General features: G+C 51.2%; 17 protein-coding genes. 9 read left to right on the top strand and 8 right to left on the bottom strand.

Going from position 1 to position 19,789, the window contains the following annotated elements:
- Positions 1-56 precede the first annotated feature (56 nt).
- On the top strand, positions 57-1,481 hold the full coding sequence (locus tag Pan241w_RS01120; RefSeq protein WP_145209691.1) for a class II fumarate hydratase: 1,425 nt from the start codon (positions 57-59) through the stop codon (positions 1,479-1,481).
- A 201-nt stretch (positions 1,482-1,682) separates the two neighbouring features.
- On the opposite strand, the gene Pan241w_RS01115 is transcribed toward Pan241w_RS01120, so the two are convergent.
- Entirely contained in the window at positions 1,683-2,375 is a 693-nt protein-coding gene (locus Pan241w_RS01115; RefSeq protein WP_145209687.1) for a metallophosphoesterase family protein, read from the bottom strand.
- Positions 2,376-2,741: 366 nt separating this feature from the next.
- Between Pan241w_RS01115 and Pan241w_RS01110 the strand changes: the two genes are divergently transcribed.
- Positions 2,742-3,815 (top strand): hypothetical protein, encoded by a 1,074-nt coding sequence (locus Pan241w_RS01110; RefSeq protein ID WP_145209684.1) that lies wholly within the window; start codon positions 2,742-2,744, stop codon positions 3,813-3,815.
- A gap of 158 nt (positions 3,816-3,973) precedes the next feature.
- Positions 3,974-4,594 (top strand): RdgB/HAM1 family non-canonical purine NTP pyrophosphatase, encoded by a 621-nt coding sequence (rdgB, locus tag Pan241w_RS01105; protein ID WP_145209681.1) that lies wholly within the window; start codon positions 3,974-3,976, stop codon positions 4,592-4,594.
- A gap of 4 nt (positions 4,595-4,598) precedes the next feature.
- On the opposite strand, the gene Pan241w_RS01100 is transcribed toward rdgB, so the two are convergent.
- The 5 genes from Pan241w_RS01100 to Pan241w_RS01080 all read right to left on the bottom strand — a co-directional run bounded on the left by Pan241w_RS01100 (position 4,599) and on the right by Pan241w_RS01080 (position 9,620).
- On the bottom strand, positions 4,599-5,264 hold the full coding sequence (locus Pan241w_RS01100) for a CvpA family protein (protein WP_145209678.1): 666 nt from the start codon (positions 5,262-5,264) through the stop codon (positions 4,599-4,601).
- Between the two features lie 91 nt (positions 5,265-5,355).
- The gene (locus tag Pan241w_RS01095; RefSeq protein WP_232107320.1) at positions 5,356-7,167 is read right to left on the bottom strand and encodes a GspE/PulE family protein; all 1,812 of its coding nucleotides are present in this window, start codon (positions 7,165-7,167) and stop codon (positions 5,356-5,358) included.
- A 982-nt stretch (positions 7,168-8,149) separates the two neighbouring features.
- On the bottom strand, positions 8,150-8,473 hold the full coding sequence (locus tag Pan241w_RS01090) for a hypothetical protein (RefSeq protein WP_145209675.1): 324 nt from the start codon (positions 8,471-8,473) through the stop codon (positions 8,150-8,152).
- 87 nt (positions 8,474-8,560) lie between these two features.
- Positions 8,561-9,196, bottom strand: coding sequence for a transposase (locus tag Pan241w_RS01085; RefSeq protein ID WP_232107319.1), 636 nt, complete (start codon positions 9,194-9,196; stop codon positions 8,561-8,563).
- Positions 9,197-9,305: 109 nt separating this feature from the next.
- Positions 9,306-9,620, bottom strand: coding sequence for a hypothetical protein (locus Pan241w_RS01080; RefSeq protein ID WP_145209669.1), 315 nt, complete (start codon positions 9,618-9,620; stop codon positions 9,306-9,308).
- Between the two features lie 107 nt (positions 9,621-9,727).
- On the opposite strand from Pan241w_RS01080, the gene Pan241w_RS01075 reads away from it, so the two are divergent.
- Together Pan241w_RS01075 and Pan241w_RS01070 are read left to right on the top strand one after the other, a co-directional pair.
- Positions 9,728-10,174: a transposase gene (locus Pan241w_RS01075; protein ID WP_145209666.1), complete on the top strand. Its 447-nt coding sequence runs from the start codon at positions 9,728-9,730 to the stop codon at positions 10,172-10,174.
- Positions 10,171-10,572 carry a transposase gene (locus Pan241w_RS01070; protein WP_145209663.1) on the top strand — a complete coding sequence of 134 codons (402 nt, stop codon included), beginning with the start codon at positions 10,171-10,173 and terminating at the stop codon, positions 10,570-10,572. Before Pan241w_RS01075 ends, Pan241w_RS01070 begins: the two co-directional genes overlap by 4 nt.
- Before the next feature lie 169 nt (positions 10,573-10,741).
- Here the strand turns inward: Pan241w_RS01070 and Pan241w_RS01065 are convergent, their stop codons facing one another.
- On the bottom strand, positions 10,742-11,347 hold the full coding sequence (locus Pan241w_RS01065) for a protoglobin family protein (protein ID WP_145209654.1): 606 nt from the start codon (positions 11,345-11,347) through the stop codon (positions 10,742-10,744).
- Between the two features lie 143 nt (positions 11,348-11,490).
- Between Pan241w_RS01065 and hcp the strand changes: the two genes are divergently transcribed.
- The 4 genes from hcp (at position 11,491) to Pan241w_RS01045 (ending at position 15,516) form a co-directional block, all read left to right on the top strand.
- Positions 11,491-12,780, top strand: a complete 1,290-nt coding sequence (gene hcp / locus Pan241w_RS01060; RefSeq protein ID WP_145209652.1) for a hydroxylamine reductase — start codon at positions 11,491-11,493, stop codon at positions 12,778-12,780.
- Between the two features lie 274 nt (positions 12,781-13,054).
- On the top strand, positions 13,055-13,915 hold the full coding sequence (gene ppk2 / locus Pan241w_RS01055; RefSeq protein ID WP_145223124.1) for a polyphosphate kinase 2: 861 nt from the start codon (positions 13,055-13,057) through the stop codon (positions 13,913-13,915).
- A 239-nt stretch (positions 13,916-14,154) separates the two neighbouring features.
- Positions 14,155-14,616 carry a hypothetical protein gene (locus tag Pan241w_RS01050; RefSeq protein ID WP_145209649.1) on the top strand — a complete coding sequence of 154 codons (462 nt, stop codon included), beginning with the start codon at positions 14,155-14,157 and terminating at the stop codon, positions 14,614-14,616.
- Between the two features lie 3 nt (positions 14,617-14,619).
- Positions 14,620-15,516 carry a DUF1559 domain-containing protein gene (locus Pan241w_RS01045; RefSeq protein WP_145209646.1) on the top strand — a complete coding sequence of 299 codons (897 nt, stop codon included), beginning with the start codon at positions 14,620-14,622 and terminating at the stop codon, positions 15,514-15,516.
- Between the two features lie 160 nt (positions 15,517-15,676).
- Here Pan241w_RS01045 and Pan241w_RS01040 read toward each other — a convergent pair whose 3' ends face one another.
- Positions 15,677-19,384: a PVC-type heme-binding CxxCH protein gene (locus Pan241w_RS01040; protein WP_145209643.1), complete on the bottom strand. Its 3,708-nt coding sequence runs from the start codon at positions 19,382-19,384 to the stop codon at positions 15,677-15,679.
- Between the last annotated feature and the right edge of the window lie 405 nt (positions 19,385-19,789).

The raw sequence follows: 19,789 nt of genomic DNA, 5'->3' as shown, positions 1-19,789 counted from the left end.
TCATTCCAGGCCTGATCAGACACTTGGCAACTCTAGCAGAGACAGGAAGCAAACCAATGTCCGGGTTTCGAACCGAACGTGATTCAATGGGTGAAGTGCAGGTTCCAGCAGACGCCTATTACGGCGCACAAACACAACGGGCCGTCGAGAATTTTCAAATCTCCGGCAATACCCTGCCCCCCAGCCTGATTCATGCCATGGGACAGGTCAAACTGGCGGCCGCTCATGCCAATCGTGATATCGGAAAGCTGGCCGGAACCGGTAAAAACCCTCTCAACGACACACAAATCAAAGCCCTGATCGCAGCGGCGACCGAAGTGGCTGAAGGCAAATTTGACGACCAGTTCCCCATCGATGTCTACCAGACTGGCTCGGGAACGTCGAGCAATATGAATGTTAACGAAGTCATCAGCAATCGGGCGATTGAGATTCTCGGGGAAGACCGGTTTGCTCCGGAAAAGTCCGTGCACCCGAACGACCACGTCAATATGGGTCAAAGTACCAACGATACTTTTCCGACCGCCATCCATGTCGCCGTCGCTTCCAGCATTCACAATCATTTGATCCCGGGCCTCGAAAAATTCGCCGCCAGCCTGGCACAAAAAGCCAAAGACTGGGATCAGATTATCAAAATCGGCCGCACACACCTGGCCGATGCCACGCCGCTCCGACTGGGACAGGAATTTGGCGGCTTTGCCCGTCAACTGGAACTCTGTGTCGAACGTGCCAAGCGAGCAGCGGCAGCCGTCTATGAATTGCCCGTCGGCGGCACCGCGGTCGGCTCGGGAATTAACACCCACCCCGAATTTGGTCACCGCGTGAGTGCAGAACTCGCAAAACTGACGGGGATTGCCTTCGTCGAAGCAGCCAATCACTTTGAAGCGAATGCACAACGGGACGGCCTGGTGGAATGCCACGCCGAACTGAAAACCATCGCGACCACGCTGTTCAATGTTTCCAATAATATCCGCTGGCTCGGCTCCGGTCCTCGCTGCGGTTTCTATGAAGTCAAAATCCCCGACCTCCAACCCGGCAGCTCGATCATGCCCGGAAAAGTCAATCCAGTAATGTGCGAAAGCATGATGCAGGCCAGTACCCGCGTCATCGGCAACGACCAGACGATTACCATGTCGGGGGCCGCCGGTGGACAGTTCCAGCTGAATATCATGATGCCCGTGATGGGATTCACGGCTCTGGAAAGCATTCACCTGCTCGCCAATTCCAGCAACGAATTTGTGAGACTCTGCTCTGACAATATGGAAGCGAATAAAGAAGCCTGCAATGCAGCCGTCGAAAACAGCCTCTCGATGGTGACCAGCTTGAACCCGCATATTGGTTACGAGAAAGCCTCGGCGCTCGCCAAAGAAGCCTTCAAGTCAGGCAAGACCATTCGGGAATTATGTTCCGAGCAAAAAATTCTGCCTGAAGAAACGCTCAAAGAAGCCCTCGATCCCATGAGCATGACCGAACCACAGGCCTAGGTAGTGTTTATTTAATAGTTTTGAGCGTGATTTTGCGATCGATAGAGTGAGTTATGTAAGATCAAACCGTAGCCGATGCTGTGATATTGCCTTTGTTTCTTGGACTATGACCGCAAAAAAAGCCACTAGCCGCAGGGCGTTAGCCCCGGTTGGACGTCTTGGGTAGCCACCGTTCAAATTTAGAAACGCTACCTAGCAAAATCAGGACAGACGACCATTCAGGAGGACGCTGGAAGCCATTTCCAGCGATTCTCCGGTCAGTCCCATTTCTTCCATCTGACGAATCGCTGCTGGAATATCGTATTCTTTCCGCTTCAGGGTGACTTTTCCGTCTTCAATGATCGCGTAGGAGCAACGGGGGTCTCCATCCCGTGGCTGCCCGACACTTCCCGGATTGACCACCTGCTTCTCACCCAGATCAAGGTGAAAAGGAATATGGGTATGGCCGACACAAATAAAATCGGCATTGATGCCCTGTAACCGCGCATTCCAGGCGGCCTGATTATCGCCCAGATATTCATCCAGGGGATCACGGGGCGTTCCATGCACCAGATAAAATGTGGTGCCTTCGATGGTCACCTGCTGCGAAATCGGCAGTCGCGCCAGATATTTCATTCTGACACGATCCAATAGTTCCCAATGCAGAGGCCGCGTGAAACAGGCCAGTTTACGAAAGCCGGTGGTCCCTTTGGCTTCCACGCGCTGCGCCACTGCATGATCATGATTCCCGCGCACGCAGGCAGTCACGTTCTGCTTGACCCATTCAATGCAGGGTAATGGGTCCGTACCATAATCAACCAGATCACCGATGCAGAGGCAGTAATCGAACTCTTCCTGGATGGCAGAGAGCGCCGCCCAGTTTGAATGAATATCCGATATCACAAGCACACGCATCTGCTCTCGCCCTGATTTCTGTCGGCTCCCTGAAGGGAAGTTATCACCAAGCTTATCCTGTTATTCCATATACACTTAGATTGTATGAAACATCCACCCCGATTGGAAACCAGAATTGAAATTCTCTTACTCATGCCATTCTTTTTACGTCAATTCCGGCTTAGAAACGGGCCGGATAAATCACCTCTAGACTCAATTTTACAGAAGTGCTAGACTCCCGCCACATGTCTGAGGCAGCTCAACATCAACACTGCAAATACAGTCTATTTTCGAGGTCATTTCCCCAACAGGAAGTTGGGAGGAAACAGCGCCTCTTCACTTAAATTCAAACCATCCGGTTCGGACGCTTTCAGAAGGGATACTGATATGCGGACCCTGCAACTGTTCAAGAAAAGCCTGATCATCACATTCGCAATCGCCATCTGCGTGACGGGAATTGTACCCGAAGCAGATGCCAGAATTGAAGCCGTTCAAGGTAAGAAATACAAGCTCACCAAACGGCATGGACCTTGGATGATCATGGTCGCCAGTCTGCGAGACATTCCTGAAAGCCGACGCTCAAAAGGTTTGAGTGCTCAGGAAGCCGCCGATGAACTGGTTTACGAACTACGGAAACGCGGGATTCCGGCTTACACCTTCAGCCAGGAATCTGTCATTCAACGCTTCAATACACTGGACCGCCTCGGCCGAGAAGAACGCCGCAGCTATGCAGCACAGCGCGCCATGATTTCTGTAATCGCAGGCAATTATTCTGACAGTGAAGACAACGTTGCCCAGAAGACTTTGAAATACATCAAAAACTTTCACCCCGAAGTCCTGACCGAAAATGGCGTTTATAATAAAACGCCCGGACAACCAGGTCCGCTCAGTGGTGCGTTTCTCACGATCAACCCGCTGCTTTCACCACAGGAAGTCGCACAGCGAAAACAGGACCCACTGATCGCCAAACTGAACTCCGGAATTGAATATTCTCTTCTGAAAAACAAAGGAAAATATTCTCTGGTGGTCGCTTCATTTTATGGTAACTCCGTCACCAAAACAGCAACTTCCCGCTTCCAGAATGCCTCCAGCAGCGACTTAAAAGTCAGCAACAGTCTGGATCAGGCAGCAGAAAATGCCTGGACCCTGGCGAAAGCATTACGAAACGCCAAAAGCTATGGGTTCCCTGCCGGCTCTGCACGGAATATTGATGCTTATGTCCTGCATGAAAAATATCGATCCATCGTGACAGTAGGCTCCTTTGATTCAGCAGACGATCCTCGGATTGCCTCTTACGCCAAACTGTTCGGTTCCAAACTGAAACCGCATCCCGAAACAAACGTGGAAACGATGACCGCAGAGTACTTCGTGATTCCCGGCAAAACTCCACAGTCACCACCGGCCGCATCATGGGTGTTTGATCCCAAACCAACGTTGATTCAAAACCCCAAAGCCCGGTAATTCAAATCCGGCTGAATCAGATTATCGTGGTAGCCTTCCCTCTGTCAATACGGCCTGTTACAGTGCCTGAAGTCGGGAAGGCTTCTTTTTTGCGCGGTAACACCGCCTGCTCCGACCTGGTATGTCTGTTATCGATCCTCTAGAAATTCCACGCGATCATGTCACAACACCCCGTCATTGTTCTAGCCAGCCGTAATCAAAAAAAAGCAGCTGAGATTTCCGAGTTACTGCAACCGCATGGCATCCAGGTCCAAAGTGTCGCCGACTATCCGGAAGCTCAGGAAGTTGTGGAGGATGGCAGTACCTTCGCAGAGAATGCTGCCAAAAAAGCATCTGAGACCGCCCGCACAATTTCACAGTGGACGATTGGCGAAGACAGTGGTTTGATGATCGATGCTCTGAACGGCGCACCGGGAATTTATTCTGCCCGTTTCAGCGGTGAAGATGCCACTGATGAAAAGAATAACGCGAAAATGATCCAGGAACTGGCAGGCGTCCCTCAAGAAAAACGAACCGCCGCCTATGTCTGTAACGTCGCACTGTCGAATCCGAAAGGCGAGATCTGCCTGCAGGTGGAAGCCCGCTGTCGAGGTCGCATGACCGAAGCACCGCGCGGCCAGAACGGATTTGGTTACGACCCCTATTTCGAAATCATTGAGCTGCATAAGACATTCGGCGAATTAGCACCCATTGTCAAACAGCATCTCAGCCACCGCGCACGGGCCTTTGAACGATTCATCCCACAGTTGGTCGACCTCTTCCAGCGCGAGAGTGCCTGACCACCTAAAAGGAGCGGCTGGCTTTCTCTTCGGAAGCGGGTTTGGCAGGAGCTACCCCTGCAGACGCTCCGCTCCCCCGGCGTGAGGCATATCGAATCGGAAACGAAGGCCAAATATTGTTTGATTGCTGAGGGAAACTGTATTCAGGACCGTCAAACAGATGCCCCATCGCACCGTTGCGCATCGACTTTTCTGAAACATATTGAGTGAACCCCAGCCATTGACGATCAGGGGCGACCACTCCAAAAAAGTTATTTCGTTCGGGAGTAAAACCGGCAAACTCACGAGGCAGAGGAGTGGTGTGTAACGCGGTCAGCAAAAATGCCATCGCAATATAACCGGTCATCGCGGCAAATCCCCAACGTGCAATTTCATGGACCAGCGGATGAACCTGCATATAAGTGGGCGCAATCCGGACTGTGATCTCGCGAAAGAGAAAAATAAATCCCACAAACAGGCCAACCAGCGCAATACTGTCCCAGCGCAGACGCCAGGTCCCCGAACTGGCAACATTATTCGTCAAAAACGTTGCCAGAGGTTCGAAATAATTCATCGCAAGTAAACCGGCGAGAAGTACCGAGACAAAAATAAACGCGGCGCCCCAGGCCCCTTCACTGGCAACACACCAGGTCACAATTCCCAAGATTGCCAGTAACAATATGTCGATCATAGTCGAAGTCCAGAATGAATCAGATCAAAACCAAAATGATAGTGTAAATCAATTTAAAACCAGCTCAGGCAGCAAAAGACATCTCGCGAGGTCACTTCACTACCCGCAATAATTCGTCAATGGATGTGACTCCCTTCACGACAAGCCGCAGACCTTCCTCTTTCATATACAACATGCCGTTCTTTCGTGCCTGTGCCTTGAGTTGAGACATACCGGAAGTATCACGAATCATATCACGCATCCGCTCATTGAATTCCAGAAGCTCGACAACACTAATCCGACCTCTGTATCCCAGACCACCACATGTGGGGCAGACAATTTCCGGATTTTTCGGCTGCCGGTAAAAACATTTGACCTTATCAGGCGGCAGATTCGCTTTCTTCAAAAACTCCGGATTCGGTTGATACGCTTCTTTACAGTCAGGACACAGCCGCCGCGCCAAGCGCTGTGCCAGCAGAGCCGAGAGTGAACTGGCCAGCATGAACGGCTCGATTTCCAGGTCGAGCAATCGATACAAGGCAGTAAAGGTATCGTTGGCGTGCACCGTGGAAAACACCATATGACCGGTATTCGCCGCCTGACAGGCAATCCGCGCCGTCTCCGCATCTCGAATTTCGCCGATCATGACCACGTCCGGGTCTTGACGCAAAATACTTCTTAAAGACTCGGCAAACGTCTGGCCGGCCTTCTGGTTGATTTCAATCTGTGAAACATTATCGATCCGATATTCGACAGGATCTTCAATCGTAATAATATTGCGCTGATAAGGATCAATTTCATGCAAAGCCGCAAACAAGGTAGTTGATTTACCCGCACCCGTAGGACCACAGCATAAAAACAGACCATGTGGCTGTTTGACGATCGAACTCAGCTTATCAACCAGCTGTTTTCGAATCCCCAACTCTGTTAACGAGGCGATCGAATTCGTCTGGTCCAGGATACGCAAACTCATTTTTTCGCCGTGCCGGGTTCCCTGACTGGCGAGACGAAAGTCAATTTCACGATCGGGCATGATGGCGCGGAAACTGCCGTCCTGCGGACGACGCTTCTCGGTAATATCCATCGCTCCCAGCACCTTGAAAATATTCAGAACTGCTTCACCAATCGAACGGTCAAATCCTTCAGTAGGGTACATCACACCGTCAATACGCAGACGCACTCCTACCTCATCCTCTTTTGGCTCCAGATGCACGTCAGTCGCGCGACGCATGACCGCATCATATACCAGCTCTTTGGCAGCCAGGAAACCACGTGAATTTTCCACGCGGCGAGAACTGGCAGGATCATCACCCCGCCCGGTTGCCGACCTCCCGATAAACCGAATTTCGGGGCCGACCGCTGCCTGCTGTGTCTTCTTGCCGCCCACCCGAATCCCCATCCGGGCCAGATAACGCAGCGTTAAGTTCCGAATATGATCCGGAGTCATCACCCGGCTGGAAGCAGGAACTTTGGCATTTCGCTCACGAATATACATCCCCAGCGGCGCACCATAAGCTGCTGCCAGGATAAAAAAGCCAAGCAGAAAGCTGGGCATACAGAAAACGAACAGAAAACCGAGTCCACCGGCTACCAGGACGATCGAACTCCAAAACTCGGTATCAATCTTTAATCCACGACTGTCCTCATCAACCCAATACGAGGTTTTGGCCCACAGCAGGAACAGCAATACTACCAGCAGAAATTTCCAGAAATGGAAATAAAACCCCTGCATATAGTTCGCTTGACCATTGCCTCGAAAAAACGGGACCGGTAGCGGCGGATATTCTCCCGCATTCGAAACAGCGACCACGCGATTTGTCTCTTCAGTATCGCGGCCGCTATCTGGAACCGGTTGCGCTTGGATGTCTGTTAAGAATCCCGTAAGGCAGAGCATTACGAAAAGACACGCCCAGAAAAATTTCACGCTGTTGTTCCTCAAAATGGAGCTGATGTATCAAATGAAGTTGACCGGAGTGTCGGTCTTAGGCCTGTATAAAATGTGATACCATAAGGAGTTGAATTTAGTCTAAATTCTAACGGGAAGAAACGGCTTTCTCTATTTTTAAGTCAGAGAGAATCAAATTTTCCCCTGTTTACACAATTTTCATAACAGAACAATACAAGTATATACTACACTCTATGACGAAGGGAAGCCAGAAATGGATCACGGAAAAACGGCCCACAGACCAGGGATTTTGAAATTTTCCGTACACAAATTGCACTTGACCGCCCCGTGCTACCCGCGATAACCCTTGTTGCGCGTCGCGCGCGTGAGCACTGCTGGTTCAGGTGAAACTGTGAAACCGGTTTTAACCGCACCTGCAAAAAACCGCTGGTTTCAGAGCAATTTTTCAAATGGAATCCTCCAAAAGTTATGCGGGTCGACACACATCGGCGCATTTCCGACACCGTCAGGTAAACTCTCCGCCTCTTGCGACACACTGCCAACCACCGTTCGCACCACATCAAAATTTCCTTGCCTCTTGACCACCTCACGCCCTTGCAGATGATCTGCATCACCGATTTTGTATTTTCATTCCAACCACGAGTAAGCCCGGAGACAAATCCCAAGACAAATCCGGGCCGCACGCAGCGAGCAGCAAACCAACAGATGATCTGACAAAAGCAGAACATAAATTCATCCACCAAAAGTAGGGAGCGGCCCTATGTGGCCGCCCGCCTGGCGACATTCCATTTCAAATCACCGCGAAATTGGAACCAGAGCGGCCTGCAAAAAAGTGAGCAGGTCGGCATCAACCGCCGTTTACAACCAGAGTGCGAAAACAAACCAACGGCAAACCAACCCTACCAGATATCACCAGACCAGCTTAGATGAACTTTCAACACCTGTCGCTCGTCGGATAAGGGAAATCGTCGGATAACTAAAAAAGATAACTAAAAAGGGGTCAGGACTCTTTTCTGGTGCGTGGCCTGCCTCGGGGACGGGTGGTGCTCTCCAATGAAAGCCTTTTGGCAGTGTTGCTGGTCCATTTTTCGTTGCCGAAAGGAGTGCCGCGGACGATGCATTTTCGGAGGGCGGCCAGCTCGGCATCGGTCTGGGGTTTATTGACCAGTGCCCGCCAGTTTCGTGGCAGCCGTGGATTCTTCGGCGTCGCCAGCCATTCCGGTGCGGCCGTTTTTTGTTGCCGAGCCCAGGCGGAACCGTACTCCCACTCCTCTGCCTTCTGAACCAGATTCGCCCGCAAGGGGTTGCGTTCCACGTAACGCATGACGGTCAGTAAATGTTCGTCCGACTGAATCGGGAACGACTTAAAGCGCCCCTGGTAAAGGTGCCCGGTGGGATAACTAAAAAGGGGTCAGGACTCTTTTCTGGTGCGTGGCCTGCCTCGGGGACGGGTGGTGCTCTCCAATGAAAGCCTTTTGGCAGTGTTGCTGGTCCATTTTTCGTTGCCGAAAGGAGTGCCGCGGACGATGCATTTTCGGAGGGCGGCCAGCTCGGCATCGGTCTGGGGTTTATTGACCAGTGCCCGCCAGTTTCGTGGCAGCCGTGGATTCTTCGGCGTCGCCAGCCATTCCGGTGCGGCCGTTTTTTGTTGCCGAGCCCAGGCGGAACCGTACTCCCACTCCTCTGCCTTCTGAACCAGATTCGCCCGCAAGGGGTTGCGTTCCACGTAACGCATGACGGTCAGTAAATGTTCGTCCGACTGAATCGGGAACGACTTAAAGCGCCCCTGGTAAAGGTGCCCGGTGCCACCGGTCGCATAGTGAGCGTGCCAGCGCATTGTGTGGGTGACAGTGAGCAGTCGGAAGAAGTCCGTCAACTGGGTATCCGTCTTGGGCCGCACGACAAAGTGCCAGTAGTTGGGCATCACCGACATCGCAAAGATCGGCAGCGGATTCTTCTGCCACGTCTCTTCTACCACTCGCATGAACGCAGCATAATCGTCGGGCTTCTCAAACAGAGTCAGCCGCGCAACAGACCGGTTCAGCACATGAAACACCTCACCGGCAGGACATATTCGTTTGGCTCTAGGCATGCCCCAAGTCTAGCAGAAACCAGTGAGAATGAAAAGAGAAAAGAGTCCTGACCCCTTTTTATGTCTACCGGAATAACAATTGTAAACCTATGCTGATACCAATGTGAATAAACATGAAGATTCCACCGATTAGAAAAGACCGCTTGATTTCGATTCCAAATAGCGCCGAGATAACTACACCCAATAGTGCGACCACGATGACTGCGGCAACAGCGATTCCGGCCACTCCTATCAACATTCCCAGACCAAAAGCCAAGGCCATCGTTCCAATTGACGCGCCTAGCGCAACGAAAAATGCAGTAAATAAACTGACATCAGCGTCGTCCATAATTTTTAAAAGCAAGATGAGAGCAACAGCGTCTAATAGAACTACGATCATAGATGAATTAACTCCAAAGGTACTAGAGGTTGTCTCATAACGTCAAAAAAAGTGAACGGTTTGGCGCGTCTTTTGCATGAAGTGTTCTCCTGAAAGGAGAATTTCTTATGTATATGACGCTGGTCTGGTGGCCCAAACGAAAACGGGTTTCCACAAAAACAGCGTCCAGGACGGAACGCCCGGTCGTTTTGACCGATAAACAATGGTCTTTAGTCGCAAAACTGTTTCCCTGGACTCCCCCTTCCAAAAAGGGAGGACGTCCAAAAGCCCATCCACGAGATTGCCTGGAAGGCATTCTCTGGATTTTGGTGACAGGAGCACGATGGAAAGATTTACCAAGAGAGTATCCCTCAAAAGCGACGTGCCATCGACGTTTCCAGCAATGGACGATCGAAGGGCGGCTCTTATCTGCCTGGCAAATCATCTTGGAACGAATGGATGATGCTGGCCAGATTGATTTCTCGGAAACCTTTGCTGATGGCACTTTTGCCTCGGCAAAAAAAGGGGTAGAAGAGTTGGCCCGACTCGTCGTGGCAAAGGCACAAAGGTCATGATTTTTGTCGATCGTCACGGGACACCTGTGGCGATCGACACAGAATCGGCCCGTCGTAGCGAAGTCAAGCTGATCGAACCGCTGCTTGAAAAAATCACATTGCAAAATCGACAACCCGAGCGACTTGTTTATGACAAAGCCGCCGATTCGGACTCGTTGCGCAAACGGCTGATGGAAAAGAATATCGATCTGATCTGCCCGCATCGAAAATCGAGAGTCAAACCGCCGACGCAAGATGGTCGAAAGCTTCCACGCTTCAAACGACGTTGGATTGTGGAACGCAGTATTGCCTGGCTCCACAACTATCGTCGCATTGTCACGCGCTGGGAATATCACGATTACCTCTACGAAAGCTTTGTAATTCTTGGGTGTTTATTTACACTATTAAAAAGGTTTTGAGATGCCCTCTAGTGAGGATGTTTTTGGGGGGCATATTCAGAATTGGTGATCTGAACGAGTGACAGCATGTTGAGGTATCATACTCAGAAAATCAATGTACAAAAGAACTGTTTTTCAGATATTCGTGGCGATTATTTCAAAGGGCAAAAAGCCGTCTTCTCTGACGCCTTTATACTGCCTCATCGCTAGAGACTGCCTCGGGAATTGTGACATAATGACGGGAAATAAAGTCATTCTGGATCCAGAGCAGTTTATTAAATGCACGCAGCGCAGCGATTTTCTGATCAGGGGCAAGATCCAGCTCCAGCAAAGTCTCGGTTAATTTATCTGAGATAAGACCGAGCAGCACATTCATTTGAATCAGGGGAACATCGATCTGTTGATTCCCCGCCTTGGGAGTATGAATCTTCCCTACCATGTCCAGATAAAGGACGATTTTCGAATCATAGGCATGCCCCAGAAGCTGCATGAAATATCTCTGCAGGTGGTCTTTCCGAAATTTGATCTGGGCACTCTGATCCGAAAGAGAATCCAATGAATCGGGAACAGCGCCCTCATAGCCATGTTGACGTGGGACAAAGTGACGAGCCGTTGCGTCATAACTGAGCAATTTCTCGTAAGTCGCATCAACTAACTTGCCGATGTGTGGTGCCAGTTGAGCAATCGTACTCCGGATCGCAATCACATCGTTTTCACTAAAACCGATGAAGTCTTTGAAATACTCAAATCGATAAACAAGATCACTCTCAAGAAGTGACTCATCAATATGGTCCATTCTGTATTACCTTTTCTTAATTTGGACATCTAGATCTTGACATCCTATTATAGCCCCGTTTATGATCTCACGAAAGAGAAAACACATTCTAAAACTGACAATCAATGTTATGACAATCCCACGCCCGGCAGAGAGGAGTTACCATGTTCTGTAATCAATGCGAGCAAACATCCCAGGGAACCGGTTGCACAGATATCGGAGTCTGTGGCAAAGATCCCGACATGCAATCGTTACAGGAAACACTGTTGTATGGGGTCAAAGGGATGGCTGCATACGCAAACCATGCCCGCCGCCTGGGAAAGACTGATGATGAGGTCAGCGCTTTTATAGAAGAAGCGCTCTTCGCCACGATGACGAATGTCAATTTTGATCTTGAGTCTTTGCTGGAACTCGTGTTGGAATGTGGCCGCATGAATTTGCGGGTCATGCAGATGCTGGATGAAGGGCATGCGGAAAAGTTTGGAACTCCGGAACCGACGACCGTGCATGAAGGCACGAAAGCGGGACCGGGAATTCTGGTGACCGGCCATGATCTTCTCGACCTTTCCGATCTACTGGAACAGACAAAAGGCATGGGGATCAATGTCTATACTCATGGAGAAATGTTGCCCGCTCACAGTTATCCGGAACTCAAAAAACATGCGCATCTGGCGGGGCATTTCGGGACAGCCTGGCAGAATCAACAATTAGAGTTCACCCAGTTCTCCGGCCCCGTTGTGGCGACGACGAACTGTGTACTGATTCCGTGGGAATCGTACGCTGACCGTTTATTTACAACGCGAATTACAGCAGTTCCGGGAGGGACTCGCGTGCCGGACAATGATTTTGCTCCGGTCATCCAGAAAGCGCTTGAATGCGCACCCCTGGCGGAACAGCAGGTCGGAGAGTCGACGATTGGTTTTCATCATGGTGTGATTCTGGGAATTGCCGACAAGATCATCGATGCGGTCAAATCGGGAGAAATCAAACACTTCTATCTGATTGGTGGCTGCGACGGCGCGGAATCGGGGAGAAACTACTTCACACAAGTTGCACAGCAGGCACCGCAGGAATCGGTCATCCTGACTTTGGGTTGTGGGAAATTCCGCATTCGCGATTATGACTACGGAACTGTGGCGGGCTTGCCACGACTACTCGACATGGGTCAATGCAACGACGCTTACGGAGCGATAAAAGTAGCATCGGCGTTAGCAGAATCGTTTGAGTGCGGTGTGAACGATCTCCCGTTGACACTTGTCATTTCCTGGTTTGAACAAAAGGCAGTCGCCGTTCTACTTACACTGCTTCATCTCGGAATCAAAGGGATTCGTCTTGGTCCCGAGCCACCGGCATTTATCACGCCAAACGTGTTTCAGATCCTGCAGGAGAAATTTGATCTCAAGCTGATCGAAGCGGAACCTCCAAAAGAATTGTTTCAATTAAGCGCAAATTGAGTATAAAGGGAAGTACTTCAGAACTTCTTTTCACTCAGAATGCCAAATAGCAAACTCATTCTTTGTTGATTCTCAGGAACCGTTAGCAAGCAGGTAAATGATGGCAAATCAATCACAGACTGCCGTTAAGGACAGTCCCACATCTGGCAATGGCACCTTATCCAAAAATACGGATAAAGGTGAAGGCTCCCAGTTTCTGATCAAGGCTGACTCGGAACTTTCAAAGACGGATTTGGTTTCGATTCTTGCTGAAGCACTTGAGAGTGCCGATGTGATGCCAATTCCCGAGAACGTTCTGCTGCAGGACGAATTATCCGATCTACACTCTTCGCGCGAGTTTATCCAACTGTTGCGGTCGAAGAAGGTCAGCGTGGGGAAGATCAAACGATCAATCAAATACGAATTCGACTTGGAATATCTTCAAATCGAACTCGTAAAAATGCAGCGCTGGGTTCAGGAAACAGGTAAGCGGGTCGCGATTATTTTTGAAGGTCGCGATGCCGCAGGAAAAGGGGGAACAATCCGCCGCTTCATTGAGCATCTCAACCCGCGGGCGATGCGTGTAGTTGCGCTTCCCAAGCCAACTCAGGAAGAAACGGGGCAGTGGTATTTCCAGCGGTACATTCGACATCTTCCGAACCCCGGAGAAATCGTCTTATTCGACCGCAGCTGGTACAACCGGGCGGTTGTCGAGCCTGTGAATGGATTTTGTTCGCCCGAACAATACGAACAATTTATGCGCCAGGTTCCCGAATTCGAACATATGTTAATGGAAGATGGCGTACAACTGGTAAAATTCTGGTTTTCCATCTCGAAAGAAATCCAGCTCGCCCGGTTTGAATCGCGACGGACGAATCCGCTCAAACAGTGGAAGTTCAGCCCGCTTGATCAGCAAGCCCAGACGTTATGGGAAGAATACACCAAATACAAGGAGTCCATGTTTGGACGGACACATACCAGTTTCAGCCCCTGGATTATCGTGCAGGCAAACAAGAAAAAGTTCGCCAGACTGGAAAGCATCCGCTATGTCCTGTCTTTGCTGGATTACGCAGGGAAAGACGAGTCTCAGATCTCACTCATTCCCGATCCGAATATCGTGATGCGTTTCCATCGCTCTGCACTGGGAATCGATTAAGATTCTACTTAAGAGAGAAAAAGGTGTCAGCGACGAATGGCACCTTTTAATCGCGGCTGACACTCAACGCCATGCCAGAATTCCGCAGGGACGACGTCAAAACTCAGGTCGCTTGACCTGACTGTTCTGCCCAGTAACATGTATATACACTTATATGATTGGACGATCCGAAAAACTCTCAATGGGCATTTCCACAGCTTCACCGTGAAAAACGTGGGACGATAAGCTTAGGGCATGAAATGGAAAACAATGATCTGGCCTTCGACAGGCATCGTGGCGTTCATTGTTATTCCACCGTTTTTCTCTGTGGATTGCTGAGCCTGTTTTGTGCCGGCTGCGGTGAGGAGACAGGGCGGATGTCATTCTCCGGAAAGATTGAAGGCCTTCAGGATTTTCAGGGCACGATCTCTTTTCGTCCGGCATCATCAGAAACAAACTTGCCGGTCACATCAGGACGGGTCAAGCAGGGAACATATTCGTTCACAAAAGAAAATGGGCCGTTCCCCGGAGAATACTCGGTCCTCATTGAAAGGCATGTTCCACTGCGCAAGGGGGCCTCTGCACAAAAAGTATTGCCGCAGAGGTGGCGCTTCCAGAGAACGGTTCCCTCCCCGGATCAGGAGCAGGAAATCAACTCCGATTTCACACTGGATGCGACTTCGCAAATCCCCTCTGAAACTCTTGAACAAGCGGGAAAGTAACGAATGAACCATCGCAAATCCCGCGGATTTACACTCATTGAATTGCTGGTGGTCATTGCGGTCATCGCGATTTTGATCGCATTGCTTCTGCCTGCTGTGCAACAGGCGCGGGAAGCGGCGAGACGGTCACAGTGTAAGAATAATCTCAAGCAATACGGACTGGCGCTGCACAACTATCATAGCACTCACCAGGTTTTGCCACCGGGAAGTTTGCGGGGAACCGGTCTGGCCTGGGGCTTCGTGGCCCACCTGCTCCCCTTCATCGATCAGGCCAACGTCTATGACACCATTGATTTTGAACATACTGACTGTGCCCAGTACATCATCAATCAGCAGACCGCCGGATTACCAGATCCCAGTTCGATTCTGCTCCCGATTGTGACCTGCCCGAGCGATCCCAATTCGCAAATTCAACTCCTTTCAGGCCCAACAGGTCCCACTCCCAACTCCTACAATACAGGCCGTCTCTACCCCTCCGACTACCTGGGCGTCAGCGGGAGCAAGGAAAGCAGTTCTGGCACGTGTCCGTTTAATGGCATTCTCAACGGCGACGGAACCCTCTATACCAAAAGCCGAACCCGATTCGGAGATGTGACCGATGGTCTCTCCACAACGTTTCTGGTGGGCGAGCGAGGAATTCCTTCAGACTGGGGTTGGGGCTGGCCCATCTGCGGCGGAACGGAATGCGAACAATACATTGCCACCGAACGCGGACTGGCGCCGCCCGATCTGCCACCTGATACAAACCAGAGTGTTCTCTCCTTCTGGAGCTGGCACACGGGAGGCACGCATTTCCTGATGGGAGACGGTGCCGTCCGTTTTCTCTCGACCAGTCTTGACTACCCCACCTTCCTGAGCCTCTCAACCCGCTCTAATGGTGAAGTCGTCGGCGAGTTCTAGAGCAGGCGCAACACATTAAACCATAGCCTCTCTTGTTCTATCAGAGCCGACAAACAGGAGGCAGAAGACAAAAGGGGGCAAAAGCACCCCTGATCGATTTCTCAGTTCAGGGGTGTTTCTTGCTCAACGATTACTATCGCGGCCTTGCGGGCGGTTCAGTTTATTTACCGTAAATCGCGGCTTGATGCAGGTGCAGGGTACCCTTGCCTTCGAGGCCGACCTTGACGAACTTCGCGCGGGTTCCTTCGGGCAGTTCGACCATCCATTGCGGGGCGACTTTGTCGGCCGTCCAGACTTTTTCATAGTTGGTGCCATCAGAAGAAATCCAGACGGTCAGGCCTTTGGCGCGTTCCTGCAGGCCGCCCCGATTCCTTAGCCAGATGGAACGAACTTCGGAATCCTGTTCGAGGCGAATCGTCACGGAAGGCGAGTCGGTATCGTGGTCCGAATGGAACGCGAAATCGAACGACTCCGCCGGCACATCCGTCAGAAACAGGTACGCATCTTTGTTCCAGGTATTGTTCCCGAATTTGCCACCGAATTTGATCGCCGCATCGCGCGAGATTTCCTGAAATCCGTTGTGCTTCCGCAGCTTGATCGTTTTCTGCTTCGCACTGATCCAGCCGTCCTTATCTTTCACAGCGGCGATCTGACGTTGCTTCGACAGATATGCCACCAAGTCCAGAAACTCGATCGGCGCGATCGTTTTGATCAACCCTTCGGGCATCGAACTGGACTTCATCGGCTTACGGATATCGATTTCGTCTTTCGCGATATCGATCTTTTTCCCCTTCGCCAGTCCGAGTGTAATCGTCTCATCGGTTTCGGAAAGAATGAAGCCGGTATGCACTTCACCTTCTTCCGTCAGAATGGCGACGGTTTCATAACCTTTCGAAATCTTGTCGTTCGGCATCAGGATCGAGGTCATCATTTCGATTTTACTCACCCGCTGACCGATGTCGCTCAGATCGGGTCCAAACTTTTTGCCCAGATCACCAATCTTGTGACAGGCCGAGCAGACCTGCTTAAACACGCCTTGCCCCCGGTCGGCGTTGCCGCCCGACAATTTCGCCAGTTCGCGGATTGCTGCTTTCCGTTTCGCTGGTGAAGATTCGACGGATTCCGCCATCTCCAGCGGCTTCACCGCAGCACCACCCGGCCCCGTCATTTTCTTATAGCGGTCGAGGTACTTCTTCGCCGCGTCAGAAGAATTGGCCAGAAAGTCGGGTTTCTTTTCAGCCGCTTCCCAGGCGGGCTTCAAGGCATGCAGCGTATGTTCCAGTGTGTAATCGATCCAGTAATCGCGTTTCTGGTCGGCTGCCTTTAACGCGAGCTCGGTTGCTTCCACTGAAGGGAAGAAACTCAAGCCGCGAACCGCTTCCAGTCGCACACGCGGATGAGGATCATTAATCGCTTTCGCCAGATACTCCATCAGCTTCGGCTGGCGATCCATTTCATTCACGAGAACATGAATTGCAGCCGCCCGGGCACGGTATTCGTCTGAAGCCAGAATGCGATCGACGAGTTTCGGATCGACGGCACGGAAACTTTCCTGCACCCACATCGCTTCACATAACTGCATCGGATCGCTCACTCCATCCACCCATTTGCTGACAGCCGCCAGCACCTGATCCTGATCGCGGTCCCAGAGTTCGCGGCGGGCACGATAACGGGTCCGCAGTTCGTAAGCCTGCAACTGCTCCAGCAATTCCTCGATGGATTTGCCGGCTTGAGTCACAGGTTTGAGCAGTGGCTTCTTTGTATTGACCAGACGATAAACACGCCCGTGTTTGTGGTCGCGGTTTGGATCGCGTTGTGAGTACTGCATATGACCAATCAACGCATTGCACCAGTCGCCAAACCAGATCGCACCATCCGGACCGACTTTAGGATCAACGGGACGGAAAATCATATCGGTCGAGGAAAGCAAATCGTCAACACGCTCCCCCTCAAAACCGGCGCCGTCTTTCTGATCACGCAAATTGAATCGCGGCATGCCGTGCATGTTGATCACACAGGCATAGATAAACTGATCCTGCATCGCATCGGGCAGGTGCCGCGAGATCAGGAATTCATTTCCGACCGCGGGACGCATTCCCTGGTTATCAAAGTTGGGTTCAAGCGTCCGCCGCGTATTGACTTCCAGACCGGACAAGGGACTCGTCCAGTGCTGTTTGGCGTTGGTACCATCACCCACCATACCATTGCCCCACTTGTCGAAGACGAGACACCACGGGTTACCGTAACCAGGTGTGCGGAAGTGACGGAACTTCAGGCTGCGTGGATCGAGCGTATAACAGCCGGCGGTATCTTTATTACGAAAGGCACCGTAGGGTGTTTCCAGAGTCGTCGACAGGGCGACCCCTTCGAGCATGTGCAGCAAGCCGCCGTTGGAATATTCCCACGCCCCCACCGTATGGTGCGTGTCGTCGGTGGCGATACCATCCACAATCTGTTCGACCAGATCGGCTTTGTCATCGCCGTCCGTATCTTTGAGGAACAGAATGCGCGGTTCATCCACGACCAGCACGCCGCCGTTCCAGAATTCAAAACCGGTCGGGCAAATCAATTTGTCATAAAAAGGGGTGCACTTGTCGGCACGACCATCGCCGTCGGTATCTTCAAAGATCAACAGGCGGTCGCTGGGGCGTCCCGCGCCGGGCATCCACTGCGGATAATTGGCCATGCACGAAACCCACAGACGTCCTTTGTTATCAAAGGCAATCTGATTCGGATTCGCCAGTTCGGGGAACTCCCGCTCGGAAGCAAACAGTTCAACCTTAAAACCTTCGGGAACCGTCATCATCTTGATGGACTCTTCGGGCGTCGGATACTTCAGCTCTTTAGGCTCTCGCATTTCACGAAACGAATCGCTGCGGCTGCCGAACATGGTTTCCGGAATGAAGACTTCCCCCGTCTTCGAATCATCGGGCTGATCCGGCACGACTCCACCAGCGGCCAGCTCCCAGATATAGTGGTCACGGACCGCTACCATCTTGCGAATCTTCTGATACTCGCCGGGAAAGGTTTCCATGTCCCAGGTCCGACGACCGCCGTAAACGTACCAGCCGTTGAGCATCCGATAGTCTTGCGCGTGGAACCAGGATTTGTCATTCACCCATTTGCGAACCAACTCGAATTGAGACGTTCCCGTTCCCAGCGGATGACGCGAAACGAAAAGACTGGCATCCAGCAGTTCGCCAATCACCCGGTCGCCCTTTTCGTTAGCGTGAGCACCATTTGATGTATACTGGTTGCCGGGTTCCTTGTCGAACAGCGGTTTGGTATCGGTAAACAGGTCGACAAAACGATGCCCGTCTTCCTTTGCCAGTTTTTTGATCGCCGCGGTATATGCGGCCAGATTTTTGTTTTCTTTCACACCTGATGGCTGCAGTGGATTCCCCGTTGCTTCAAAGGCAATCGGGCTGATCAGCACGAAGCGCGGCTTACGGCCTTCTTTGGTGAAGCGTTTGGTCTGCTCGGCGATATAAGCGCGGTACTTCGCGACGAAGGCATCCAGACTTTCTTTCGAATCGCCGGCGAAGGATTCATTAAAACCGAAGAAACAGAAAAACGTTTCGGGGCCGTAAACTTCCAGCGGATCGTCAATCGCCGTGTAATTACTGGGGCGCTGTTGAATGCCAACTTCATCGGCGGGCCAGCCAAAGTTCCGAAAAATGATCTCCTTTTCCGGGAAACGCGTATGAAGCAGCGTCTCGAAATTTCCGTAGAGGTTCATGCGTTCGGCCAGCGAGTTTCCGACGGCGACGATGCGCTCATTTTTTTTCAGTTCAAAAGGCTCTGCAGCCCTGACGGTTGAATATAAATTGCTGAGCGTGAGAGCGGCTATAACAAGACAAAGTCGCATTCCAGTATCCTTTTCAGTACGTTGATTTCGTTGATTTTTCGCGGGGGGATGAGCATCGTGTTACTACGACGCAAGGTGGCAGGCTTCTTTTGGTTTGAAAACCAGGCAGTTAAGCGTCGGCGCGGGGTAACCGTGGTGGATACCCATTTCTTCACCATTCATACGCCAAACTCTACAATACCGATGGATACAGGGGAGCGTCAATTGAAGCTCCGTGACAGATCTAAAAACAATGGGGTAACGGAGTTATGTTAAGAAATTCAGCAGAGGGAAGCCCAGCCAGCCCGATTCCCCATAAGCTACTATAAGAATGAGACTTACGCCCGATATTGCATGGCAAATATTGCTGAACACTTTTTTTAACGGAGTCTGACTTCCTTTTCCGGAAAGTCATTTTTTATCGTC

It is taken from the genome of Gimesia alba (assembly GCF_007744675.1).
Lineage (GTDB): Bacteria > Planctomycetota > Planctomycetia > Planctomycetales > Planctomycetaceae > Gimesia > Gimesia alba.
The sequence above is the reverse complement of the archived record's forward strand: the minus strand, read 5'-3'. Positions and strand labels throughout refer to the sequence as shown.